Annotated in this window: 29 protein-coding genes; 5 read left to right on the top strand and 24 right to left on the bottom strand. The window is 41.1% G+C overall.

The window, feature by feature from the left end:
• Window position 1: 1 nt before the first annotated feature.
• The 19 genes from rpsC to O3611_RS05820 all read right to left on the bottom strand — a co-directional run bounded on the left by rpsC (window position 2) and on the right by O3611_RS05820 (window position 14,562).
• Window positions 2-655, bottom strand: a complete 654-nt coding sequence (gene rpsC / locus O3611_RS05730) for a 30S ribosomal protein S3 (RefSeq protein WP_000529936.1) — start codon at window positions 653-655, stop codon at window positions 2-4.
• Window positions 656-667: 12 nt separating this feature from the next.
• Window positions 668-1,012, bottom strand: coding sequence for a 50S ribosomal protein L22 (gene rplV / locus O3611_RS05735; RefSeq protein ID WP_000818137.1), 345 nt, complete (start codon window positions 1,010-1,012; stop codon window positions 668-670).
• Window positions 1,013-1,023: 11 nt separating this feature from the next.
• Complete coding sequence (gene rpsS / locus O3611_RS05740) at window positions 1,024-1,305, bottom strand: 30S ribosomal protein S19 (RefSeq protein WP_000533766.1); 282 nt, start codon at window positions 1,303-1,305, stop codon at window positions 1,024-1,026.
• Window positions 1,306-1,409: 104 nt separating this feature from the next.
• The gene (gene rplB, locus O3611_RS05745; protein WP_000512914.1) at window positions 1,410-2,243 is read right to left on the bottom strand and encodes a 50S ribosomal protein L2; all 834 of its coding nucleotides are present in this window, start codon (window positions 2,241-2,243) and stop codon (window positions 1,410-1,412) included.
• Between the two features lie 17 nt (window positions 2,244-2,260).
• A complete protein-coding gene (locus O3611_RS05750) occupies window positions 2,261-2,557 on the bottom strand; it encodes a 50S ribosomal protein L23 (RefSeq protein ID WP_001055347.1) in 297 nt (98 codons plus the stop codon).
• Window positions 2,557-3,180, bottom strand: a complete 624-nt coding sequence (rplD, locus tag O3611_RS05755; RefSeq protein ID WP_000024549.1) for a 50S ribosomal protein L4 — start codon at window positions 3,178-3,180, stop codon at window positions 2,557-2,559. The genes O3611_RS05750 and rplD overlap by 1 nt, the downstream gene beginning before the upstream one ends.
• Window positions 3,181-3,204: 24 nt before the next feature.
• On the bottom strand, window positions 3,205-3,831 hold the full coding sequence (gene rplC / locus O3611_RS05760) for a 50S ribosomal protein L3 (RefSeq protein WP_000160197.1): 627 nt from the start codon (window positions 3,829-3,831) through the stop codon (window positions 3,205-3,207).
• An 82-nt stretch (window positions 3,832-3,913) separates the two neighbouring features.
• Entirely contained in the window at window positions 3,914-4,222 is a 309-nt protein-coding gene (rpsJ, locus tag O3611_RS05765; RefSeq protein WP_001284513.1) for a 30S ribosomal protein S10, read from the bottom strand.
• A 264-nt stretch (window positions 4,223-4,486) separates the two neighbouring features.
• The gene (locus tag O3611_RS05770) at window positions 4,487-5,110 is read right to left on the bottom strand and encodes a uridine kinase (protein WP_371608060.1); all 624 of its coding nucleotides are present in this window, start codon (window positions 5,108-5,110) and stop codon (window positions 4,487-4,489) included.
• Window positions 5,107-5,703, bottom strand: a complete 597-nt coding sequence (gene nrdG / locus O3611_RS05775) for an anaerobic ribonucleoside-triphosphate reductase activating protein (protein WP_075230997.1) — start codon at window positions 5,701-5,703, stop codon at window positions 5,107-5,109. Before nrdG ends, O3611_RS05770 begins: the two co-directional genes overlap by 4 nt.
• 5 nt (window positions 5,704-5,708) lie before the next feature.
• A complete protein-coding gene (locus tag O3611_RS05780) occupies window positions 5,709-6,209 on the bottom strand; it encodes a GNAT family N-acetyltransferase (RefSeq protein WP_075230998.1) in 501 nt (166 codons plus the stop codon).
• Window positions 6,210-6,246: 37 nt separating this feature from the next.
• Entirely contained in the window at window positions 6,247-6,387 is a 141-nt protein-coding gene (locus O3611_RS05785; RefSeq protein ID WP_000521609.1) for a hypothetical protein, read from the bottom strand.
• 11 nt (window positions 6,388-6,398) lie between these two features.
• Window positions 6,399-8,606, bottom strand: coding sequence for an anaerobic ribonucleoside-triphosphate reductase (gene nrdD / locus O3611_RS05790; protein WP_248035747.1), 2,208 nt, complete (start codon window positions 8,604-8,606; stop codon window positions 6,399-6,401).
• A gap of 118 nt (window positions 8,607-8,724) precedes the next feature.
• Window positions 8,725-10,278: a damage-inducible protein CinA gene (locus tag O3611_RS05795; protein ID WP_371608061.1), complete on the bottom strand. Its 1,554-nt coding sequence runs from the start codon at window positions 10,276-10,278 to the stop codon at window positions 8,725-8,727.
• A 44-nt stretch (window positions 10,279-10,322) separates the two neighbouring features.
• On the bottom strand, window positions 10,323-10,457 hold the full coding sequence (locus O3611_RS05800; RefSeq protein ID WP_265586415.1) for a hypothetical protein: 135 nt from the start codon (window positions 10,455-10,457) through the stop codon (window positions 10,323-10,325).
• An 89-nt stretch (window positions 10,458-10,546) separates the two neighbouring features.
• Window positions 10,547-12,463: a tRNA uridine-5-carboxymethylaminomethyl(34) synthesis enzyme MnmG gene (gene mnmG, locus O3611_RS05805; protein WP_371608062.1), complete on the bottom strand. Its 1,917-nt coding sequence runs from the start codon at window positions 12,461-12,463 to the stop codon at window positions 10,547-10,549.
• A gap of 9 nt (window positions 12,464-12,472) precedes the next feature.
• Complete coding sequence (locus O3611_RS05810) at window positions 12,473-12,928, bottom strand: NUDIX hydrolase (protein WP_371608063.1); 456 nt, start codon at window positions 12,926-12,928, stop codon at window positions 12,473-12,475.
• 140 nt (window positions 12,929-13,068) lie between these two features.
• On the bottom strand, window positions 13,069-14,190 hold the full coding sequence (gene mnmA, locus O3611_RS05815) for a tRNA 2-thiouridine(34) synthase MnmA (RefSeq protein ID WP_371608064.1): 1,122 nt from the start codon (window positions 14,188-14,190) through the stop codon (window positions 13,069-13,071).
• 156 nt (window positions 14,191-14,346) lie between these two features.
• Complete coding sequence (locus O3611_RS05820; RefSeq protein ID WP_042901781.1) at window positions 14,347-14,562, bottom strand: hypothetical protein; 216 nt, start codon at window positions 14,560-14,562, stop codon at window positions 14,347-14,349.
• A gap of 888 nt (window positions 14,563-15,450) precedes the next feature.
• On the opposite strand from O3611_RS05820, the gene O3611_RS05825 reads away from it, so the two are divergent.
• Complete coding sequence (locus O3611_RS05825; RefSeq protein ID WP_371608065.1) at window positions 15,451-16,314, top strand: helix-turn-helix domain-containing protein; 864 nt, start codon at window positions 15,451-15,453, stop codon at window positions 16,312-16,314.
• 52 nt (window positions 16,315-16,366) lie between these two features.
• Here O3611_RS05825 and O3611_RS05830 read toward each other — a convergent pair whose 3' ends face one another.
• Window positions 16,367-16,993 carry a LysM peptidoglycan-binding domain-containing protein gene (locus O3611_RS05830; protein WP_371608066.1) on the bottom strand — a complete coding sequence of 209 codons (627 nt, stop codon included), beginning with the start codon at window positions 16,991-16,993 and terminating at the stop codon, window positions 16,367-16,369.
• A 241-nt stretch (window positions 16,994-17,234) separates the two neighbouring features.
• Between O3611_RS05830 and sdaAB the strand changes: the two genes are divergently transcribed.
• The 3 genes from sdaAB to O3611_RS05845 are packed head-to-tail and all read left to right on the top strand — an operon-like array spanning window position 17,235 to window position 19,452.
• Window positions 17,235-17,906, top strand: a complete 672-nt coding sequence (gene sdaAB, locus O3611_RS05835; RefSeq protein WP_001191178.1) for an L-serine ammonia-lyase, iron-sulfur-dependent subunit beta — start codon at window positions 17,235-17,237, stop codon at window positions 17,904-17,906.
• A gap of 8 nt (window positions 17,907-17,914) precedes the next feature.
• Window positions 17,915-18,787, top strand: coding sequence for an L-serine ammonia-lyase, iron-sulfur-dependent, subunit alpha (gene sdaAA / locus O3611_RS05840; protein WP_045762454.1), 873 nt, complete (start codon window positions 17,915-17,917; stop codon window positions 18,785-18,787).
• Window positions 18,788-18,810: 23 nt separating this feature from the next.
• The gene (locus tag O3611_RS05845; RefSeq protein ID WP_371608067.1) at window positions 18,811-19,452 is read left to right on the top strand and encodes an HAD hydrolase-like protein; all 642 of its coding nucleotides are present in this window, start codon (window positions 18,811-18,813) and stop codon (window positions 19,450-19,452) included.
• 86 nt (window positions 19,453-19,538) lie between these two features.
• On the opposite strand, the gene O3611_RS05850 is transcribed toward O3611_RS05845, so the two are convergent.
• The 4 genes from O3611_RS05850 to O3611_RS05865 form a co-directional block, all read right to left on the bottom strand.
• Window positions 19,539-19,952 carry a DUF805 domain-containing protein gene (locus O3611_RS05850; RefSeq protein ID WP_371608068.1) on the bottom strand — a complete coding sequence of 138 codons (414 nt, stop codon included), beginning with the start codon at window positions 19,950-19,952 and terminating at the stop codon, window positions 19,539-19,541.
• 175 nt (window positions 19,953-20,127) lie between these two features.
• Window positions 20,128-20,562 (bottom strand): DUF805 domain-containing protein, encoded by a 435-nt coding sequence (locus O3611_RS05855; protein ID WP_371608069.1) that lies wholly within the window; start codon window positions 20,560-20,562, stop codon window positions 20,128-20,130.
• Window positions 20,563-20,725: 163 nt separating this feature from the next.
• Window positions 20,726-22,576 carry a polysaccharide biosynthesis protein gene (locus tag O3611_RS05860; protein ID WP_371608070.1) on the bottom strand — a complete coding sequence of 617 codons (1,851 nt, stop codon included), beginning with the start codon at window positions 22,574-22,576 and terminating at the stop codon, window positions 20,726-20,728.
• A gap of 70 nt (window positions 22,577-22,646) precedes the next feature.
• Window positions 22,647-23,447 (bottom strand): glycosyltransferase, encoded by an 801-nt coding sequence (locus tag O3611_RS05865; RefSeq protein WP_371608071.1) that lies wholly within the window; start codon window positions 23,445-23,447, stop codon window positions 22,647-22,649.
• Between the two features lie 248 nt (window positions 23,448-23,695).
• Between O3611_RS05865 and O3611_RS05870 the strand changes: the two genes are divergently transcribed.
• On the top strand, window positions 23,696-24,862 hold the full coding sequence (locus tag O3611_RS05870; RefSeq protein ID WP_371608072.1) for a CynX/NimT family MFS transporter: 1,167 nt from the start codon (window positions 23,696-23,698) through the stop codon (window positions 24,860-24,862).
• Window positions 24,863-24,901 lie beyond the last annotated feature (39 nt).

The raw sequence follows: 24,901 nt of genomic DNA on the forward strand, positions 1-24,901 counted from the left end.
GTTATTTACCTCCTTTAGTGTTTTTACGAGCTGGAAGAACTTCACCACGGTAGATCCATACTTTAACACCAAGTTTACCGTATGTAGTGTCTGCTTCTTCCCAAGCATAATCGATATCTGCACGAAGTGTGTGAAGTGGAACAGTTCCTTCAGAGTATCCTTCAGCACGGGCGATATCTGCACCGTTCAAACGACCTGATACTTGAGTTTTGATTCCTTTAGCTCCAGCACGCATTGCACGTTGGATTGCTTGTTTTTGTGCACGACGGAAAGCAACACGTTGCTCCAATTGACGAGCAATTCCTTCACCAACAAGGTGAGCATCCAAATCAGGTTGTTTGATTTCGATGATGTTGATGTGTACTTGTTTTCCAGTCAATTTGTTAAGTTTTGCACGGAGTGCATCAACGTTAGCACCACCTTTACCGATTACCATACCTGGTTTAGCAGTGTGAAGTGAAACGTTAACTTTGTTTACTGCGCGTTCGATTTCAATAGTTGAAACTGCTGCGTCAGCAAGTTCTTTTTGAACGAATTTACGGATTGCAAGATCTTCATGAAGGTAATCCGCGTATTCTTTTTCAGCATACCATTTGGCATCCCAATCACGGATGATGCCGACACGCATACCAATTGGATGTACTTTTTGACCCACGATTTTACCTCCTTATTTTTCTGCAACAGCTACAGTGATGTGAGCTGTACGTTTGTTGATTGGTGAAGCTGAACCTTTCGCACGTGGACGGAAACGTTTCATAGTTGGTCCTTCGTTTGCGAATGCTTCAGATACTACCAAGTTAGCTTTATCCAAACCAAAGTTGTTTTCAGCGTTAGCTACAGCTGAGTTCAAAACTTTCAAGATGATTTCAGCAGCTTTGTTTGGAGTGAATGTCAAAATTGCGATTGCATCGGCTACGCTTTTACCACGGATGTTGTCAAGAACAAGACGTGATTTACGAGGTGAAACACGTACTGTGCGAGCCATTGCTTTAGCTGAAGTAATTTCTGCCATTTATGTTCTCCTTATTTTCTACGTGTCTTCTTGTCGTCTGCGGCGTGACCTTTGTAAGTACGAGTTGGTGCGAATTCACCAAGTTTGTGACCTACCATGTCTTCTTGGATGTAAACAGGTACGTGTTTACGTCCATCATAAACTGCGATTGTGTAACCAATGAAACTTGGGAAGATCGTTGAACGACGTGACCAAGTTTTGATAACTTTTTTCTTTTCGTCGTTAGCTTGAGCTTCAACTTTTTTCATCAAATGCTCATCGACGAAAGGTCCTTTTTTAAGACTGCGTCCCATTTTTATATTTTCTCCTTTAAATTTTGTACCACAGCGGCTTGCGCTCACAAGGAGCGCTACCGAGCTGGCGGAATTTCCTAGTTGCTTAAGCGACTAGTTTTAAATTATTTCTCGTTGCGACGACGAACGATAAGTTTGTCAGATTTCGCTTTCTTGTTACGAGTTTTAAGACCAAGAGCAGGTTTGCCCCATGGAGTAGATGGTGCTTTACGACCAACTGGTGCTTTACCTTCACCACCACCGTGTGGGTGATCGTTAGGGTTCATTACAGAACCACGAACTGTTGGGCGGATACCTTTCCAACGGCTACGTCCTGCTTTACCAAGGTTTACAAGTCCATGTTGTTCGTTTCCGACAACACCAACTGTAGCACGACAAGTTCCAAGAATCATACGAACTTCGCCTGATTGAAGACGAACAAGAACGTATTTACCTTCTTGTCCCAATACTTGAGCAGAAGCTCCAGCAGCACGAACCAATTCACCACCACGACCTGGTTTCAACTCAATGTTGTGAACCAAAGTACCAACTGGGATATTAGCAAGTGGAAGAGCGTTACCTACTTTGATATCTGCTTCAGGACCTGAAACGATACGTTGTCCAACTTCAAGACCTTTTGGAGCGATGATGTATGCTTTCACACCGTCAGTGTAGTGTACAAGAGCGATGTTTGCAGAACGGTTTGGATCGTACTCGATAGTTTTAACAACTGCTTCAACGTTATCTTTGTTACGTTTAAAGTCAACCAAACGGTAGAAACGTTTGTGTCCACCACCTTGGTGACGAACTGTGATACGACCGTTGTTGTTACGACCAGCCTTGTTCTTCAAAGCAACAAGCAAAGTTTTTTCTGGTGTGCTTGTTGTGATTTCAGCGAAATCCAAAGAAGTCATATTACGGCGACCGTTTGTTGTTGGTTTATAAACACGAATTCCCACGATATTTCCTCCTTAGATTATTCAGCTTCAGCAGCAAACAACTCGATTGCTTTTGAATCAGCTGTAAGTGTGATGATAGCTTTTTTAGTTTTGTTAGTAAAACCAGTGTAACGTCCAACACGTTTAGCTTTAGGTTTTACGTTGATTGTGTTAACATTTGCAACTTTAACACCTTCGAAAGCAGCTTCAACAGCTTGTTTAATCAAAAGTTTGTGTGCACGAGTGTCAACTTCAAATACATATTTCCCTGCTTCAAGTTGAGCCATTGAGCTTTCAGTGATAACAGGTTTTTTGATAACATCATACAAATTCATTATGCAAGAACCTCCTCGATTTTAGAGATAGCTGCTTGAGTAACAAGAAGTTTGTCACTATTTGCGATGTCAAGAACACTTGCAGTTGTAGCAGTCGCAACTTTCACATTTGGAAGGTTACGAGCTGAAAGAGCTGCGAATTCGTTTCCTTCTTCAAGAATAACAAGGACTTTAGAATCGATGCTCAAAGCTGCAAGAACTTTTGCAAATTCAGCAGTTTTTGGAGCTGTAAATTCAAGAGAATCAACGGCTACAAATTTGTTTTCAGCAACTTTTTCTGAGTAAACAGATTTTAGTGCAAGGCGACGAACTTTTTGAGGAAGTTTGTACGCATAGCTACGTGGAGTTGGTCCGAAGACAATTCCACCACCACGCCATTGTGGAGAGCGGATAGAACCTTGACGAGCACGTCCAGTTCCTTTTTGACGCCATGGTTTGCGTCCGCCACCTGAAACGGCTGAACGGTTTTTAACAGCGTGAGTTCCTTGACGAAGGCTAGCACGTTGGCTGATGATGACATCAAACACAACAGATTGGTTTGGTTCGATACCAAAGATTGCATCGTTAAGAACAACTTCGCCCGCTTGTTTACCAGTTTGGTCGAATAATGTTACATTTGCCATTTTGACTGTATTCCCCTTTCCTTATTATTTACCAGCTTTAACTGCTGATTTGATAGTGATAAGAGATTTCTTAGCACCTGGTACGTTACCTTTGATAAGGATAACGTTCTTTTCTGGAACAACTTGTACAACTTCAAGGTTTTGAATTGTTACACGGTCGCCACCCATACGTCCTGCAAGGTTTTTACCTTTGAATACGCGGTTAGGTGCAACAGGTCCCATAGAACCTGGACGACGGTGGTAACGAGAACCGTGAGCCATAGGTCCACGTGATTGTCCGTGGCGTTTGATAACACCTTGGAAACCTTTACCTTTAGAAGTACCAGTTACGTCAACAACATCTCCAGCTGCGAAAGTTTCAACTGTGATTTCAGCACCAACTTCCAAGCCTTCAACGTTTTTGAATTCACGAATGAAGCGCTTAGGAGCCGTGTTAGCTTTTGCTACATGTCCTTTAGCAGGTTTGTTGCTCAATACTTCGCGTTTGTCATCGAAACCAACTTGGATAGCGTTGTATCCGTCTGTTTCAACAGTTTTAACTTGAAGAACAACGTTTGGAGTTGCTTCAATAACTGTTACAGGGATCAATTCGCCAGCTTCAGTGAAGATTTGAGTCATTCCCACTTTTTTCCCTAAGATTCCTTTTGTCATGAGAAAATAGTTCCTTTTCTATATTTTTTATTCAAAAAGTTTTTAACGAGCGTTTTTTATGCTCAAGTTATCAAGCTTTAAATTAAAGTTTGATTTCTACGTTTACACCACTTGGAAGATCCAATTTCATCAAAGCGTCAACTGTTTTTTGAGTTGGGTTAACGATATCGATCAAACGTTTGTGTGTACGCATTTCAAATTGTTCGCGAGAGTCTTTGTATTTGTGAGTCGCACGAATGATTGTGTAGAGGCTACGCTCAGTTGGAAGTGGGATTGGACCCGCAACTTGTGCACCTGTACGAGTAGCTGATTCTACGATTTTTGCAGCCGCTGTGTCAAGCGTACGGTGTTCGTAAGCTTTCAAACGGATACGGATTTTTTTGTTTGCCATCTTTTTCTCCTTTTCGTCTATTTAAGATAATAGGCTAGCTCCACAAGAAAACCGACGCGCGTTGCGTGGCAATGCAACCGAGCGTGTCGCAACCTCTTGCATCAAAGCTAAAGCTGTAATTTACAGCACCATAATAGAATAACACAAAGCCCCTGCGATTGCAAGGGATTTGACAGGTTTTTTTAAATTTTTTAGATGAAACTGTTTTCTTATTCCATTTTAATAAATTTTCATATTTAAGTGCTAGATTATCTGTCTTTTCTTCTATATAATGTTAGTTTTAATTTGAAATTTATCATCTGATTGATCTACCAAGATATCAGCTCTTGACTCGGTTTCTTTATAGTATTGTAGATACTGCTCTCGTCTCATCTGCTGACTAGCCAATATAATGGATGCATCGCCATTTCTCACAGTCGTATCTCGAGCTAGACGTCTCTTTAATTCGGTCTCCTCATCTGTGTAGAAACAAATGGTTTTGTCAAAGAGTTCCTTGGGTAGAAAAACCACAGACATCCCTTCGACTATCAGAATTGGTTTTGCTCCAGATAAGATCTCGCTAGCCTTCCAAGGTTCCTCAATTGTCAAGATGTCCATACCCGCTTGCAGAGCAAGAATATCTCTTTGTAAACTTGCCAGCTCATGCGCTACCGGTAAACATGCTGTCACCTTTTGGTCTGGTATCTCTTTAGGTACTACTAAATGTCGTCCCGAAGTAATATAGGGATCTGTCTCTAGTAAATTTACCTTTTCAGCATCCAATATTTGGTACAATTCTTGAGCAAAAGTTGATTTTCCTGAAGCGCCGTGACCGTAGATACCCAGCGTTTTTACTTTTCCCGACTCTATTTCTGATACTAGTCTTTCTATTAATTCTTTTTTCTTCATTCTCTCTTCACCTGTTCATAGCTTTCTTTTCCATCGTTAAGCTTGTCCCAAATGACTACCTTTCCACTTTGGAGAGACTTTTGTACATCGATAATTCGTTGATTGGAAGAGCCGCGGAATTGAAGCATAAGATTTCTCTTGCTCCGATCATAGCGACCATCGACCAGGATATCAATCATAGATAAAAGCTCTAGCTTATCTGGAGTTTCCAGCATCATTTCTTCCCAAGTGTAGCCTGTCCAAGACCAGATGTCTTTTTCTGGCAATTCCTTTCGAATGCGTTTTACAAGGGGCAAAAGAATACCTGTATTGAGGAATGGCTCTCCTCCTAGCAAAGTCAATCCTTGAACATAGGGCTGGGCTAAGTCTGCCATGATTTGTTCTTCCAATTCTGGCGTATAAGGAATTCCTGCATTGAAAGACCAGGTCGCTACATTGTAACAGCCCTCACAGTGAAACATGCAGCCGGCTACATAGAGAGAATTGCGCACCCCTTCTCCATCCACAAAGTTAAAAGCCTTATAGTCAATGATACGCCCTTGACTAAGCTCCTCACTCTTCCACTCGCCTGGTTTTGGTGTATTCCATGTCATGCTTTCTACTCCAACTCTATCCAATAGCGCTCCGTTCCATTTCGAACATCCTCCAACTCTCCACCATTAGCTAAGATAACAGCTCGGCTTGCTGGATTTTCCGCGCTACAATTCACCAGAGCACGATGGATGTTCTTTTCTTTAGCCACTTGTAGACCTTGACGGAGAGCTTCCTTGGCATATCCTTTGCCTCTTTCGGAAGGGCGGATAGAATAGCCAATATGGCCAGCATAATTCAGTAAACCCTCATTCAGTCTCAACCGTAAATTTAAAAAACCTAAAGCATGGCCTGATTCATCAAACAATACGAACTGAATTGATGGAACGCGATTTTCCAGCAATCCTATTCCCATTTCTTTATTATGGCTAGTTTCCAACCACTTTTCATAGTCAAAGTTCTCAGTATCCCAAAATCCTCCATTGTGGGCTGATTGAGTCTGCTCAAACTCTGACATCATCTCTAAAATTGTTTCTTTATCTGCCAATCTTGGTCTGCGTAATATCATCTTTACCTCCAACTAAGAGAAAAGCGAGAGCGGACTCTCACTTTTTCTTATTCTTATTTAAAAATTGCTCTCTTAGGCTAGCCACTCGGTCTTTTTTATTGCCTCCACCTTTTGAATGTTTCTCGTGGAACCGTTGAACCAAGGCCTTGCCCTTATCATCTAATTGATATTTTCCCATGCTATCTCTTTCTAACTTCTTACTTCATGTCCTGCTGTTTTGATAGTAGAACCGTTCATGTGTTTGACACGCGCAGCAATTTCCTTGTGACGACCATTAACCATCGGACGAGCTTGTGGATTCCCAAGATAACCACAGGTTCGTTTAACCACGTCTACTGTTTTAGGATCGTTGTTCCCACAGTTAGGACAAGCAAATCCTCTCTCTGTCGGCTCAAAATCTCCTTCAAAATCACACTTGTAACAGCGGTCAATTGGAGTATTGGTTCCGAGATAACCTACACGGTCATAAGCATAATCCCAAACAGCTTCCAAGGCCTTTGGATTTTGTTGAAGAACTGGATACTCGCAGTAGTGGATAAAGCCGCCTGATGCACCCGCTTCTGGGTAGACTTTCTCAAAGTCCAATTTTTCAAATGGTGTTGGATTTTTGCGAACATCATAATGGAAGGAATTTGTGTAGTATTCTTTATCTGTAATATCTGGAATAGAACCAAATTTCTCAGCATCTAAACGGCAGAATCGGTCCGTCAGACTTTCAGACGGTGTTGAATAAATAGAGAAGTGATAGCCATATTGGTCTGACCACTCTTCTACTCGATGTTTCATGTCTCGAATGATATCAAGGGTGAATTCTTTAGCTTCTGGATTGGTTTCCCAATTGTTACCAAAGAATACTGTCGCTACTTCATAAAGTCCAATGTAGCCAAGCGAAACTGTGGCACGTCTATTCTTAAAGAGCTCGTCGACACTTTCTTCTTTACCAAGACGACGGCCAAAAGCTCCGTATTGATAAAGGATAGGCGCATTAGCTGGAGTGGCTTCCTTGGTTCGCTCCACACGGTAAACCAGTGCATCTTCAGCGATATTCATACGCTCATTGAAGATTTCCCAGAACTTGTTCAGGTCGCCTTCAGACTCGAGGGCGATACGAGGAAGATTGACTGTTACCACACCTAGGTTCATACGACCAGAATTGACTTCTACTCCATTTTCATCCTTCCATCCTTGAAGGAATGAACGACACCCCATCGGAACCTTGAAAGAACCTGTCAACTCAATAATCTTATCATAAGACAAGACATCTGGATACATGCGCTTAGTTGCACACTCAAGGGCCAACTGCTTGATATCGTAGTTAGGAGAACCTTCCTCCAGATTAAGTCCTCTTTTAAGAGTGAAGATCAATTTAGGGAAGATAGCTGTACGGTGTTCTGAACCAAGCCCCTTGATACGAATGTTTAAAATTGCCTTTTGAATTTCGCGTTCAAAACGATTGGTTCCTAGACCGAAACCAAGGGAAGTAAAGGGTGTTTGTCCATTTGATGTAAAGAGGGTATTAATCTCGTACTCTAGAGATTGCATGGCATCATAGATGTCTTTTTGGGTTTTCTTCCAAGCATATTCTTCGCGCTTATCAGGTAGCACCCATTCTTCCGCATCCTTGAGGTGTTTTTGGTAATTTTTTTCTGCATAAGGAGCCAAGACTTCATCAATACGGTCTGCTGAACAGCCTCCATACTGACTTGATGCAACGTTGGCGATGATTTGCGATATCTGAGCAGTCGCAGTCTGAATAGACTTAGGACTCTCTACCTCAGCATTCCCAATCTTAAAACCATTTTCCAACATACCCTTAAAATCAATCAGACAGCAGTTGGTCATCGGAGTGTAAGGGCTATAGTCCAAATCGTGATAGTGGATATCCCCTTTTTGGTGGGCATTAGCCACATGCTTAGGAAGCATTTGAAGACCGATTGATTTCCCAACAATTCCTGCCGTCAAATCACGCTGGGTATTAAAAACATCACTATCTTTATTAGCATTCTCATTGACAACTGCCTGGTCTTTGTTGAGAAGTTTATGGATACTGAAGTTGATATCTGTTGCTTTTGAGCGCTCAAAATCCCTTTGAGTTCGATAAGTGATATATTCCTCTGCCAAGGCATATTCTTTAGCTTCCAATAACTCATGTTCTACGATATTTTGGATTTCATAGATTTTTACACCTTGAGGAAAGCGACTATGAATCTCTTCTACAATACGTTCAACTAGAGTATTAAGACGCTTTTCGACCAAGGGGGTTATATCCATGACTTTTTCCGCAGCCTTATGCAAGGCTTTGTCAATCTTATCTACATCAAAAATGACGCGTCTACCGTCACGCTTTTCGACGAATAAGGTTAGATCAGGGTTTGTTTTCTCTTCCAATACAATCATATCCAGGCTCTTTTCTAAAAGTAGTATCTAAAAAATATTATATCACTAAAAAAATAAAAATCAATATCTAGTATTAAAATTCCTATTTTCATAAAAATTATACTAGATATTGATTATTTTATTTTAATTTGTAAAGTTTAAAGTCTTTGAATTCACTTTGAACTGGTTGATAACTTTCTGCTAGAAGCTGTTCTACTTCCGTCCAGAGAGCTATTTTAGTATTGACCACAATCACTTTAGGCTGGTTATCACGTAAATCATTGACAAGTTTGCTACGATTTGCATCAAGGCCAGTATATAATTTTGGTGATAGCAACTGACTAGCTGCTAAACGTTCACTAGTCTTATAACCATTAGTAAGATCATCCCATATATAAATACGATCTGTTGCCTGTGTTTGTCCTTTAACCGTAGTTTCTATACGAGTTCGTTCTAGATATTGTTCTGAGTGAAGAACATAACGGGCTACCAGAGGAGCCAAAAATAGGTAGGCCAAAGCTAACACTGGCAAATAGACATTACCCTGAAGAAATATTGCCCATATTGAGGGTACTTCTCGATGTCTTCTACGGCGATTGACTCCTTCTAATTCCCCAGTTCGAATGTGAGTCAATAGAAGAATGGACAAGAACGGAAGAAAAGTAGCTAGACGACTACCGTGAATCGGTTCTGTAGAGAAAATTTCCAATCCTAGTAACAATAAGATAGCTACTGAAGCAAAAATAGATAAGACATATTGCTTACTTGGTTTAGACTGGAAAAGTCCTGTAAATACGAATCTTAATCCTCCAAGACCAATTGTTAATAATCCATAAAAAAGGAGGTTGTCCAGCAAGGCTGGATTGGACATAAACTTCAAACTATCTACTGGATAGAGAATTTGACTGATAGCACTTCCGAAACTCCCATTATAAGCCGTATAGTAACCAATTGAATAAAAGAAAAGTGAGAACCCAAGACCAGCTGCAAAAAATTGATAGAGCCCATGAACTAAGCGACCACGCCCAATATTAAAGGCTAACAATGCAAAGAATAAGACTAGAGCATATAGAGCTGTAACTAGAGGGGCAAAGAAAAATGCTAGAGCCAGGCTAATCCCAATACGCACGAAACCTTTGTCATGATTATACTCTACCAAATACCTTGTTACTAAACTAAGAGCGTAAAACAGGAATGGAAGGGCCAAAATGGTGGCATAACCACCGCCAAAGCTAAGTCCTCCAGCAAGAAGATAAAAGATGGTCAACACTTGTTGCGACTGCTTGTTCTCCTCCGTCAAGGCATAAGTTGAACGGAAAAGAAAAATACCAGCACCCACTAGAGCAAACCAAGTAAAGACTGCAAACAAAATACTACCCTTGCTTAGATACTGTAAAAAGTAATAGAGAAGGCCACTCGTTCCAAAATAGTCTGTGTAGATATCTCCCCCCTGGTGCATCGCCCATCCCATATAAAAATCTTGTGCCTGCTCTGGGCTAGTTAGTCCTAGCAAGAAAGGAAGAACTACAGATACAAGTACAACTAAAGTGCTCCAGATTAGGATCTTAAATAATGGTAAGGGAGCAAATGAACTTGGTTCATCCTCGAAGCGCTCCTCTCTCCCAACTAAATCATCCTGAATTCCCGTCCAAGATGGAGTTGGTTCCTCTTCTAATCTGCCATATACGTTCATTCATTCTCTCCTATGTTTTAATTTGTTCTAGTATATCAAAAAGTCTAAAGCTTGTCAGCCTGTGGTGGCCATTTGTCTAACTTTTGACAGAGACTAGTGAAGCGCTCAATCTCATAAAAACGATGATAGGAAGCATTTTTATAGTGATCTAAAAAATTTTTTTCTTCTACCGTCAGCATAATCATTCCTCCTTTTCTCTTTATTCGAAAATAGAGGACGATTCTATCAAAAAAGCTGAATTCCTAAAAGAGAATTCAGCACTTTGTCTTTAGTCAGCCTTTTTTTCTAGATTTTTTGAAATACTTCGATTTTTACCTTCTAGATACACCATGAGAATGGAAATATCTGCTGGGTTAACTCCAGAAATACGGCTGGCTTGACCGATGGTTTCTGGATTAATGAGTTTGAACTTCTGGCGAGCCTCAGTCGCGATAGAGTCAATGTCATCCCAGTCGATGTTGGCTGGAATGCGTTTTTCTTCCATGCGTTTCATCTTGGCAACCTGATCCATGGCTTTTGAGATGTATCCTTCGTACTTGATTTCCGTTTCAATCAATTCGATAATTTTGTCATCCAATTCTTCAGCAGCAGGTCCGATGAAGGCAACCACATCTTGGTAAGAGACTTCTGGACGGCGAAGGAATTCCTTGGCTGTTACTGCATCTGTCAACGGCTTGAATCCCATCTCCTCAACCTTGGCATTGGTTTCCTTGACTGGCTTGAGTTTGATGCTGTCTAGGCGCTTCATCTCATTATCAAATTGATTTTTCTTGATTTCAAAGCGAGCCCAGCGTTCATCATCCACAAGCCCAATCTCACGTCCCATCTTAGTCAAACGCATATCGGCATTGTCATGACGGAGAATGAGACGGTATTCGGCACGACTGGTCAAGAGACGATAAGGTTCGATGGTTCCCTTGGTCACCAAGTCATCAATCATAACCCCGATATAACCGTCACTGCGCTTCAAAATTAACTCAGGCTTACCTTGGATTTTCAGAGCCGCATTGATACCTGCGATAATCCCTTGGCCTGCTGCCTCTTCGTAACCAGATGTACCATTTGTCTGGCCAGCTGTGAAAAGCCCTGAGATTTTCTTGGTTTCCAGAGTCGCACGCAACTGGTGTGGTAAGACCATATCATACTCAATGGCATAACCAGTTCGCATCATTTCTGCATTTTCCAAACCTTTGATAGAATGCACCAGCTCACGCTGGACATCCTCAGGCAGACTGGTTGAGAGGCCTTGCACATAGACTTCCTCTGTATTGCGCCCTTCTGGCTCAAGGAAGAGTTGGTGACGTTCCTTGTCTGCAAAGCGCACAATCTTGTCCTCGATTGACGGACAGTAACGAGGCCCTACTCCCTTGACCACACCTGTAAACATAGGCGCACGGTGGAGGTTGTTTTGGATAATCTCATGGCTGGTACCATTGGTATAGGTCAACCAGCATGGCACTTGGTCCTTGACATAGTCCTCATCACGTGAAGTGTATGAGAAGTGATTTGGCGCTTCGTCTCCTGGCTGAATCTCTGTCACATCGTAGTTGATAGAAGAGGCCTTGACACGTGGAGGCGTCCCTGTCTTGAAACGACCGATTTCGAGCCCCAGTTCCTTGAGATTGTCAGCAAGGTTAATAGAAGCTAGGCTGTGGTTAGGACCTGACGAGTACTTGAGGTCTCCGATGATGATTTCCCCACGGAGGGCTGTCCCTGTCGTCACGATAACGGCCTTGGCAGCGTACTCTTGATGGGTCGCTGTACGCACACCGACAACCTTGCCATCTTCTACTAAAATCTCATCAATCATGGTCTGGCGAAGAGTGAGATTTTCTTGATTTTCAACCGTTTTGCGCATTTCCTTAGAGTAAAGCTCCTTGTCAGCCTGCGCACGAAGAGCTCGAACTGCTGGACCTTTCCCAGTGTTAAGCATCTTCATCTGGATATAAGTCTTGTCAATGGTCTTAGCCATTTCTCCACCGAGAGCGTCGACTTCACGCACAACAATTCCCTTGGCAGAACCACCGATAGAGGGATTACATGGCATGAAAGCCAACATTTCAATGTTGATGGTCGCAAGCAAGACCTTGCAGCCCATACGGCTAGCTGCTAGAGATGCTTCTACCCCAGCGTGTCCCGCACCGATAACTATAATATCGTATTCTTCAGTAAAATTATAAGTCATATTTCTCTCCTATTCCTCAAGATGGATGTGTCTTAGTTGGCCGTCCCAATCTGGTAGGGCTGTTTTTAGAAAGGCTGGGACTAGTTGGAAATCCTGAAGCTGATCCAAGTCAATCCACTCACAGGGCTGCCTTTTCTCATCTTCCTGCATGGTCAATGGGGCATCTTCAAGCAAGTCCACCAGATAATGAAACTCGATATTGTGATAGGAAACACCTTCCTGTTCAAAACGATTTTCAACCACGAAAGCTAGTTGCCCAGCTTGAGCTTTGACACCCAGTTCTTCCCTCACTTCACGGACTACTGCGTCTTCCGTTCTTTCATTGACTTGAATCGCACCACCGATAGTGTAATACTTGCCCTTATCTTTGGTGACTAGAAGCTTGCGATTTTGGAGAATCAAGGCTGTCGCCCGAACACCAAAAACTATATTTCCTACTTTTGTCCGAAAATCTTGTTGAGTCATTTTTATCCTTTCCTCTAAACGACACAAAAACAGTCAAAACTCCAAAGAAGTGCAGGACAAAAAAGCCTGCAACATCCATGAGCTTTGACCATCATTTCTATTGCTTTTATTATTGTAGCAAATTGAGAAAATTTGTCAATCTAAATGTACTGACAAACTTGTCCATCGCGGTAGGCATTGTCAATCAAACCACCACCGAGACACTCTTCGCCATCGTAAAAGACAACTGCCTGTCCTGGTGTGATGGCGCGTTGCGATTCTGCAAAGATAACCTCTGCCTTATCTCCTTTGACATGGACGGTCACCTTCGAATCAGGCTGACGGTAGCGGAATTTTGCCGTACATTCAAGCGTAAACTCCTCTGGCATGTCACGAGTAAAGTGGACTTGACTGGCCTCTAGGCTGGTTGACATGAGCGAGTCATGGTAGAAACCTTGACCGACATAGAGGATATTCTTGCTCAGGTCTTTTCCGACAACGAACCAAGGGGCATTGTCACCACCGTGTTGCCCACCGATACCGAGACCTCCACGCTGACCGATTGTATAATACATAAGTCCTGCATGCTCGCCCATATCGCGACCATCTACAGTCATCATGCGACCAGGCTGAGCTGGTAGGTAGTTGCTGAGGAAGTTTTTAAAGTTCTTTTCTCCGATAAAGCAAATCCCTGTCGAGTCTTTCTTCTTGGCAGTCGCAAGGCCTGCTTCTTCTGCTAATCTGCGAACTTCGGGCTTTTCCAAATGTCCTAGTGGGAACATGGTTTTTTGAAGTTGTTCTTGCGAAAGTTGGCTGAGGAAATAGGTTTGGTCCTTGCCATTGTCCACACCACGAAGCATGTGAGCAGTGCCATCTTCATCACGCGCTACTCTAGCATAATGCCCAGTCGCTACATAGTCTGCCCCCAAGGTCATGGCATAGTCCAAAAAGGCCTTGAACTTGATTTCCTTGTTGCACATAACATCTGGATTTGGCGTACGCCCTGCACGGTATTCCGCTAGGAAATACTCAAAAACGCGGTCCCAGTACTCTTTTTCAAAATTGACAGAGTAGTAGGGAATGCCAATCTGATCTGCCACCGCAGCCACATCCTTGTAATCTTCGGTCGCCGTACAAACGCCGTTTTCATCTGTGTCATCCCAGTTCTTCATGAAGATACCGATCACATCGTAGCCCTGCTCCTTGAGCAAAAGAGCCGTCACCGACGAATCAACACCACCACTCATCCCCACGACAACACGTGTTTTAGAGTTATCACTCATGATAAGTCTCCCATCTATTCGTTTATTCACGATTGAAGGTCGTGTGTGCTTCACGATTGAAGGTCGCTTGAGCAGTATTCATTATAACATGCTTGGTTGGAGAAGACAAGAAAGAGGCTGATAATCTACCAACCTCTGATTTTATTGATAAAAACTTTAGTCATCATCGTCTCTATAAAAATATTTTCTATACACTCTTGATAATACCAAAATTAATGTCAATATCATACCAAGAGCTATAATAATAGAATTTATTAGATTTATTTTAGTATGTCCAATCACTAGTCCAATAATTGGGCTAGTAGACATGCCTAGATATAATAAAAGTGACAAAAAATGAATCTCACCAATTCCTGCAAAAAAATGTTTCATTTTAAATATCCCAATTTTACCTTTCATCTTTATAATCCACTAACAAATCTATTGACTTCTCTTTTTTTGAAAAATCTTGATAGCAAATTTACTCCACTTAAAGACATTAAAATTTCAATGGACAGAATTTCTCCAAGAAAAAATGCAAACTGACAAAGTTCCTGCTAAAACACTATACTCCCAGCAAATAAAGAGTCAGCAAAAATAAAACAACCGAAATTGGCAGAAAAGCAGCTCGATTTGTTTTACAAAAAATGGAATAACAAAGACTACCTATCGAAAATGACAGAATAACTTCAATAGTTATCTTTAGAGCAGGGTAATATATATTTTTAATAAAAAGAATTAAAAGGATAAACAATACCAATGAACAAAGAACGGATTTGATATAAAATTTTAAATGAGTCATAATTTATTTTTTAGATTCTACCTACTATAGATAAAATCACCTTTCTTATTTTCTTCTCATGATATCCACTTTAATGTCTTGATTAGAACTTCTGTGAATATAAATATGGTAAATGAAAAATCAGGATTCTAACTAAAAGCAATTGATGAAATAAGCAAATCTTACAGCAAATTAAATTTATCCAGAAGCTCTCATGTAATGATTTTAAATCCTAATGAATCTAATCAATGCAGATTTTATTTTGACAGTAGTTCTATAACAACTCTAAATAACACTGGTGTTGCTAGAATCAAAATAACCCCTGCCACAAAGACAATGATTACCCGAAATAGATCTTTATTTTTACGCATTGAAACAACCTCCAATCTATTATTTTCTAGCTACATGATACCTCTTATTTACTTTCTATATTCTTATGATACAATATGTTTAATAAAATTCAATTTATTGTTAACTTTTTTCACGAAAAGGAGAACATCATGCGCTATGATTTCGGGAAAGTATATAAAGACATACGTGAGTCAAAAGGATTGACCCAAGAAGAGGTCTGTGGAAATGGCCTTTCAAGAACCAGTCTTTCCAAGTTTGAAAGTGGCAAGGCAACTCCAAAATATGAAAACATGGAGTTTCTTCTCCATCAAGTCAATATGAGTTTTGAAGAGTTTGAATACATCTGCCATCTCTATCAGCCAAGCCAGCGAACAGAAATCATGCAAACCTATCTCAATACGAGTTCCATCTTTGGTACCAGTAGTCTAGTCAACTTATTTGAAACATGCCAAGACTATCTCAAGGTCCATCACGATCTCCCTATAGAGGAAATCAGAGATATGCTGGAAGTTGTTATTTATATCCGTCAACATGGAACAGGACAGCTTTCAATCCAAGTGGAACAAACGGTCAAAAAGCTTTGGGAAAAAATTGAAAAACAAGATACATGGTATGAAAGCGACCTAAAAATCCTCAACACCATACTTTTTAGCTTTCCCATCGAACACCTCCACCTCATCACTGAACAAATCTTGCAGCGCTTGGAAGAATATAAAAACTATCGACATTTATATGAATTACGAATGGCAATCCTACTCAATCTGTCCACCATTTACTTGTACAACCAAGATAAAAATACCTGTCAACAAATCTGCTACACCTTACTAGAGGACGCTAAGAAAAAGAAAAGATACGATATTTTAGCAATCACTTATGCTCGAATAGGTATTTGTACTAGTAATGAACATCTTATTCAAAAGGGCTTCTCCCTTCTGGAGTTAACTGATGAAACAACCATGCTATCTCACCTCAAAAATGAAGTAGAGACCTGTTATCAAGCAAAGGAAATATAAAAAAAGTCGAGGAAATCCCTCGACTTTTGCATCTTATTTTGTTCGTCAGTTCTTAGTACCAACCGTTGTTAAGCCAGAAGTTCTTAGCAGCTGTCCATGAACCGTAACGTCCTGCTACATAAGCATCTGCTACACGTTCTTGGTTTTCTGCTGAGTAGTCACCGTTCAAGTATGAATCTGTCAATTGGTAACGTCCGATGTAACGTCCGTTTGTAGCTGTGTAGCTACCGCCTGATTCTTTTTGAGCGATCCATTCTTTAGCTTCTGCTTCAGATCCGCTTACAGTTGAAGTTGATGCTGAAGTTTCTGTTGTAGCAACAGTTTCTTCTGCTACAATTACGCTTGCTGCTGGCGCTTCATAAGTTGTTGTTTCAGTAGCTGCAGGTGCTGTTACTGGAGCTTCTGCTGTCGCAGTTGAAGTAGTTGAAGTTGCTGGTGCTTCACCATCAATAACCAATACTTGGTCTACATAGATCAAATGAATATCTTTAATCTTATTTTTTTCTGCCAATTTTTCAACAGTTGTATTGTATTTTTCAGCGATTCCTGATAGAGTGTCACCTGATTTTACTGTGTAAGTTGTTGTTTCTTGTGCAAAAGTAAGTGATGGTGCAAGGAAAGCAAGCGCTGCTGCTACTCCTACAAGTCCTGTTTTAATTTTGTTAGTTGTTGATTTCATATTAAAAGATTCTCCTTCTTTCTTATATTTCCATCATACCCTACTATTATTACTGTTTCTTGACGGTTTTATGTAGAAATGTTACAAGACTATGTTTTATTTCGCTTAAACAGCCTCTTTTTGTTACAAAAGGCCTGATTTTATAGGCTTTATGGGGATTTTAGATATTTTACCATGGAATTGAGCGCTTGCATCTAATCTTTGATATAATAGAGTTAAGAATCTTTTTAAGGGGAAACAGATGCAATCACTTCGTTTTCAATCTGTCTTTGATATCATTGGGCCAGTCATGATTGGCCCATCTAGTAGTCACACGGCAGGAGCTGTTCGTATCGGTAAAATCGTCTCTTCTATCTTTGACGATACTCCAACCGAGGTCGAGTTCCAGCTTTTTAATTCTTTTGCAAAAACCTATCGCGGGCACGGAACTGACCTAGCCCTTGTCGCTGGAATCCTGGGAATGGACACAGATGATCCAGAAATTCCAAATAGTTTAGAAATTGCCCACAAGCGTGGCATCAAAATTGTCTGGACTATCCAGAAAGATAGTAACGCCCCTCACCCAAATACTACGAAAATCACTGTTAAGAATGAGCACAAGACCATCAGTGTGACAGGAATTTCAATCGGCGGTGGTAACATCCAGGTGACAGAGCTCAATGGCTTTGCCGTATCCCTCAACATGAACACCCCTACCATTATCATCGTTCATCAGGATGTTCCTGGTATGATCGCTCACGTAACAGAGGCCCTCTCTCGCTTTGACATTAACATCGCCCAAATGAATGTAACCCGAGAAAAAGCTGGTGAGAAAGCCATTATGATTATCGAAGTTGATAGTCGCAACTGTGATGAATCTATCGAAGAGATTCGTAAAATTCCTCATTTGCATAATGTCAATTTCTTTCAATAGGAGAAAATATGTTTTACTCTATCAAAGAATTAGTCGAACAAGCCGAACTTGATTTTCAAGGCAATGTTGCTGAGCTCATGATTACGACCGAGTTTGAGCTAACAGGTCGTGAACGTGAAGAAGTTCTCCTTCTCATGGAGCGCAACCTTGAAGTCATGAAAGCTTCAGTTGAGCTTGGTCTTAGTGAAAAGAAATCTCGTAGCGGTTTGACAGGTGGAGATGCTGCCAAGCTTGACCACTACATCAAAAAAGGAAAGACCCTATCAGACTTCACTGTCTTGTCTGCAGCTCGTAATGCTATCGCCGTTAATGAACACAATGCCAAGATGGGACTGGTCTGTGCAACACCTACTGCTGGTAGTGCAGGCTGCCTTCCAGCCGTTCTCACTGCTGCTATCCAAAAGTTGGATTTAACTCATGAACAACAACTAGACTTCTTATTCGCTGCAGGTGCTTTTGGACTCGTGATTGCTAACAACGCTTCTATCTCGGGAGCCGAAGGTGGCTGCCAGGCCGAAGTCGGTTCAGCTTCAGCCATGAGTGCCGCTGCCCTAACTCTAGCTGCAGGCGGAACGCCTTATCAAGCGAGCCAGGCTATCGCCTTCGTTATCAAAAACATGCTCGGTCTCATTTGCGACCCCGTTGCAGGTTTGGTTGAAGTTCCTTGCGTCAAGCGTAACGCTATGGGAGCAAGTTTTGCCTTCATCGCAGCCGATATGGCTCTGGCTGGTATCGAATCAAAAATTCCAGTTGATGAGGTCATTGACGCCATGTATCAAGTAGGATCTAGCTTACCAACTGCCTTTCGTGAAACTGCTGAAGGGGGGCTCGCTGCCACACCTACAGGTCGTCGCCTTCAAAAAGAAATCTTCGGCGAATAATTTCATCATTTTGAGGAGAATCAATGTCATCTATATCTGCTATCTTTTTTGACTTAGATGGAACGCTAGTTGATAGTTCTATCGGTATCCATAATGGTTTCACCTATACCTTTGACCAACTTGGAGTTTCTAGTCCTGGTGCCAAAACCATTCGAGGTTTTATGGGACCTCCACTAGAAACCAGCTTTGCTAGTTGTTTACCAGCTGAGCAGATAGAGGAAGCCATCCAGCTCTATCGTTCTTATTATAAGGAAAAGGGTGTTTACGAAGCCCAACTCTTTCCACATATCAAAGATTTACTTGTAGAACTAGCTGAGCATTATCCTCTTTATATCACTACTACGAAGAATACACCAACCGCAGTTGATATGACTAGCAATTTTGGGATTGACCACTTCTTTGATGGCATTTATGGTTCAAGCCCTCAAGCCCTACACAAGGCTGATGTCATTCGTCAGGCTCTGGAAACTCATCATCTAGCGCCCGAAACAGTCATTATTATCGGAGATACCAAGTTTGATATGATTGGTGCCCAAGAAACTGGCATTAAAAAACTAGCGGTAACCTGGGGATTCGGTGAGGAGAAAGACCTCATGGGCTATAATCCTGACTGGATTGCTCACCACCCGGCAGACATTTTACAGCATCTACAATTAAAACGTTAAACAAAAGACTCCCAGCCTAAAAGTTAGGTTTGGGAGCTTTTTGTCTGATCATAATGAGGAGAATGACATTCCCCGTACTCGTCCAATTATTCAAAAGGGGAAACTTCTTCGCTTTCAACTTCTTTAGATCTATTGATTGTTACTATTTCTACTTCCTTACTTGGCATGGCTAGCAGAACTAAAAGAGCAATACCACCCATTGGAACGAAGTAAAGGAAGATGAAAGCCCAGTGAAGGCCTGCATCTCTTAGCCGACGAACTTTTACAGCAAGACTTGGTGTAAAGAACACTATACCTAAAATCATATAAATACTTATGATTGCTACTCCTAAAATAGGATCTGTTTCTCCAGCATCATTCCAGGCCATTTGAAAATAGAATATATACAGGGGTAGGAACAAAATATTATTCATCAGCCAAACCCACCAATATTCTGGACGTGTTGAACGGCCTGTAAAATCTACATAACCTTTAAAGAAATTTTTATATGCTTGAATCATAAGTTACTCCTAATTGTTTAGTTGTATATTTTAGTCTATCAGATACTGCTAGAAATCACAAATATTTACAAAATAAAACACTCCTCAATCCACAAATGGATATGGGAGTGTTAGTGATTTACCTACTAGTAGGAAGAAGGCTAGTCAGCTAAATAGATGGTAAAGTTTGACTATCCTATTTGTTGTCTGGTTCTTCGAAAGGTGAAACTTCCACAACTTCTTCAACTTCTTCAGCTTTATTAAGGATTACTACCTCTACTTCCTTGCTTGGCATAGCTAACAAGACTAGTAAAGCAATTCCTCCAACCACGGGAATAAAATGTACAAAAATCAGAGCCCAGTGAAAACCAGCATCACGGAGACGGCGAACTGTCAAAGCTAACATAGGTAAGATTAGGGCAAGACCGAAAATCATATAGACAATAGCGAGTCCACCCAAGGCAAGAAAAGCACCCTCTTCTCCTTCGCTAAATATAGCATTAAAGTATGCTGAATAAAGAGGGATAAGAAGTAGTATGTTTGTTAGCCAAATCCACCAATACTCTGAACGTGTTGAACGGCCTGTGAAATCTACATAACCTTTAAAAAAACTTTTATATGCGTTAATCATAAGTTACTCCCTAATTTTTTTATTTACTATAGTTTATCATATCTGTTCACTAATAACAAGTTTGTTCAAAAAACTCTGAAAATCTCTCCAAATCTAGAAAAAAAGATACTATCCCTTCCCTCCTGTCAAAAAGAGTTCCAGGGATAATACCTTAGTTTTGTTTTTAATCAGTGTGAGTTGTTTCGTTAGCAAAACCGATAATAGCTTGCTTCAACTCTGAACCTTGCAAAGCACGGAATTCTTCAATTTTTTGATTGATGACTTCAAGTGGCATGACATTAACCTTACCAACAAAAATCTTATCCATGACTTGATTATCAACTAATTCAGTAGATACCAACAACTCCTCATAGAGTTTCTCACCTGGACGAATCCCCACTTCTACAATCGGAATTTCATTTTCAGTACGTCCGCTGAGAAGAACCATTTTCTTGGCCAAATCATAAATCTTAACTGGTTTGCCCATATCAAGGATAAAGACTTCTCCATCTTTGGCATAAGCTCCTGCATGGATCACCAAACGACTAGCTTCTGGAATGGTCATAAAGTAACGAGTCATACGGAAGTCCGTCACAGTCACTGGACCACCCTCTGCAATCTGACGCTCAAAGACTGGAATCACACTACCACGGCTACCAAGAACATTCCCAAAACGAACCGCACAATAGGTAGACTGACTACGTTGATTGAATCCTGTAACAATCAACTCTGCCACACGTTTAGTAGCTCCCATTACGTTTGGTGGATTAACGGCCTTATCGGTCGAAATCATAACCATCTTCGGTACCTTAGCAGCATCAACTGCCTTGGCAACATTATAAGTTCCGAGGATATTATTTTTAAAGGCTTCTTTTGGATTACGTTCCATCATTGGCACGTGCTTATGGGCAGCAGCGTGGTAAACAATGGCTGGTTGGTACTGCTCAAATACTTGAAGCAAGCGATCGTAGTCTTGGATGTCTGCAATCACAGGAACATAGTCAATTCCTTGGAAGCTACGAATCAATTCATGATAGATCAGATAAATGGAGTTTTCCCCATGACCCAAGAGAACCACGCGCTCTGGATTAAAGCGACTAACCTGACGGCAAATCTCAGACCCGATAGAACCTCCTGCACCTGTCACTAAGATAGTTTTTCCAGTAATTTCTGAGCCTAGGCGTGACTCATCTAGTTGAATTTCTTTACGTCCCAAAAGGTCCGTAATATCGATTTTTTGGAAACCACCTACCTGAGGATGCAATCCTTGTACAACTGACTCAATCTTGGGCATCTTATAACACTTCAAGCCAAGTTGGTTACACATTTTTAGGATACGCTCATACTCTGATGGATCGAGAGAAGGAATCGCAACGATAACTTTTTCAATCTGATGACGTTTTGAGAGTTCTGGTAACTGTTCATAAGATCCTAAGACTGGGATTCCACCTAGTTTTTGGCCTTTTTTCTTTTCATCATTGTCCAAAATACCCACTAACTCAAGATCACTCGTAGGATGTTGGTAGCTGTTCATAAAGAGAGCTCCACCGTCTCCTGCACCAATCAAGAAGGTACGACGGTGTTCCCCTTCTCCATCACTCTTTTTACGTCTTGAATAGATCAACTGCCAAGTAATACGTGGGAGCAAGATCAAGAAGGTGCTGAGCAAGATAAAGAGAACGATGAAACGCACTGAGAAAAGTGGCAAGAAGGCATAGCAAAGAAGATAAGACAAGACACTGCTGACAGTTACTCCGATGAATATCTTCATAAAGTCTGTGATTTTGCTATAGCGACTAATGCTAGCATTGAGCCCCCAGAATCCAATCATGATTTGATAGAAAAGGAAGGTCAAGCTTGTATAGATGACATAGTCCACAGGAGCTGGATTGATCAATCCATAAAACAAGATATAAGAAACAATGATTGAGGAAATCATGCTGGCAGCATCAAAAATCCCCCAAAAGACTTGTTTCTGTTGTTTATTTAATACTTCAACCAGATCAATTACATAATCTGTCATTTTTTTATTCATGTGAATGGTATCCTCCTACACAAAATCACATTTTCTAGTAATTACAAGACGTTTTTTTCAAACTGATTAGCTATTTACTTTTTCTCAATAGTTTTAAAAATATAAACTGTCGGACAAATCCTGGGCAGAGGGCAACAACAACTTGGATTAAGACACTTTTCAGATATTCACCGTAAGAAATCTGTCCACGCTCGTGCATTCTCTTTCGTGCCTGGCGATAGAGTTTGAGATAGCGAAGGCCACCACGGCGTTCAAACATCCCCGCTCCCACGCGCACCTTACAAAGAATCTGATCCACATTCCCAGTTCGAGCTCCAGCGCTAATCATATTAAGCCAGAGCAAATCGTCTTCCATATAGAGCCCATCTTCGTAGTTACCTGCCTTGAGAACCATCTCTTTTTTAAACATAACCGTCATATGATTAAAGGCACTTCTCATACGTTGGTAGGCGATAATCTCTTCGTGCTTAGTCGGCACACGACGGTAAGAAACAATTTCATCAGGTTGATCGATGAATTCTGCGATATGGCCGCCTAGTAGAGCCAAGTTTTCCTTTTCCATCAAGTCAAACTGCTGTTCAAAACGATCTTCAACAGCAATATCATCCGTATCCATACGGGCAATGATGTCATACTGGCACTGCAAAACACCATACTGTAGTGCCAGGCCTAGGCCACGGTTTTGCTCCAGTGGACAACGTTTGATTGGAATACTTGACTGTGCTGCCAATTTTTCCAACACTTGATATAGTTCAGGTGTCAGTGGACCGTCTTCAACGATAACCACTTCACTAGGTTTGAGCGTTTGATGTAAGATACTTTTTACAGCCTCTTCTAAAAAGACAGGATTTTCTTTGATGTAGACTGACATCAAGACGCTAAATTTCCTATTTTCAGACACAGTTTTTCTCCAATGTATATATTTTCTTTCACTATTTTATCACAAATTTCCTGACTTTCCTATTTTTATTTGAATCCCAGAAAAAAACTAGTAAATCTCTCCTTCTTTTTACCCATGATTTCGCTCAACTAAGGAGCGGAGTTTCTCACACCATCTTGACATCTATGGGAAAAAGCCTTAAAATAAGCTGTTATCAAAATCAGTTTATTGAGGTGCACATGAACAAACGATCACTCTTTTTTATTCTAGGAATTATCTTAATCGGAGCGGTCTTAAGAGCTCCTTTTACGGCCTTACCGACTATTTTAGGAGATATTGCCCAAGGTTTAGGCGTGGAAGTTAGTTCACTTGGTGTTTTGACCAGTCTCCCTCTCTTGATGTTTGCCCTCTTCTCCTCTTTTGCGACTCGTTTGGCTCAAAAAATTGGACTCGAGCACCTTTTCACCTATAGTCTTATCGTCTTGACTGTGGGTTCAGTGATTCGTATCTTCAATCTCCCCCTTCTCTATCTGGGAACCTTACTCATCGGAGCAAGTATCGCTATTTTTAACGTACTTCTTCCTAGCCTGATTCAGGCAAACTACCCACAAAAGATTAGCTTCCTGACAACGGTTTATGTGACGACTATGGGAATCGCGACAGCACTAGCCTCTTATCTATCTGTCCCCATTACTCAGGCAACATCTTGGAAGGGCTTGATTCTCTGCCTATCCTTGGTCTGCCTACTAACCTTATTTGTCTGGTTCCCCAACCATGGCCACAATCATTTCCTAGAAAGGCATGAAGAGAAAAAAGAAAAAGAGAATATCCTAAAAAGCAAGCAAGTTTGGGCTATTATTGTCTTCGGTGGACTACAGTCCTTACTCTTCTATACCAGTATGACCTGGTTACCAACCATGGCCATCAGTGCAGGGCTAGCTCATACGGACGCTGGTCTTCTGGCTTCTATCTTTTCACTGATTAGTATCCCCTTCTCGATGACCATTCCAAGTCTCACAACTCGTTTGTCCAATCGTCACCGTCAAATCATGTTAACAGTCATCTCTCTGGCTGGTATGGTAGGAATTGCCATGCTTTTATACCCAAGCAATAGTTTCCTTTACTGGTTAGTAGCCCATCTCTTGATTGGTACTGCTTGTAGCGCTCTTTTCCCTTACCTCATGGTTTGTTTCTCCATCAAAACCAGCTCTCCTGAAAAGACAGCCCAATTATCTGGGTTTGCCCAGACTGGTGGTTACATTCTAGCCGCCTTTGGACCAACTCTCTTTGGTTACAGTTTTAACATGTTCCAGTCTTGTGTTCCAGCGGTACTGATTCTTCTAGTAATTGATATCATCATGACAATCGCCCTCTTTATGGTGGATCGAGCAGAGAAAATCCTCTAATCTTCTAGTTTTTACTAGGAGATTTTTTATATATAAAAA

This window comes from Streptococcus sp. 27098_8_91 (genome assembly GCF_041432385.1).
GTDB lineage: Bacteria > Bacillota > Bacilli > Lactobacillales > Streptococcaceae > Streptococcus.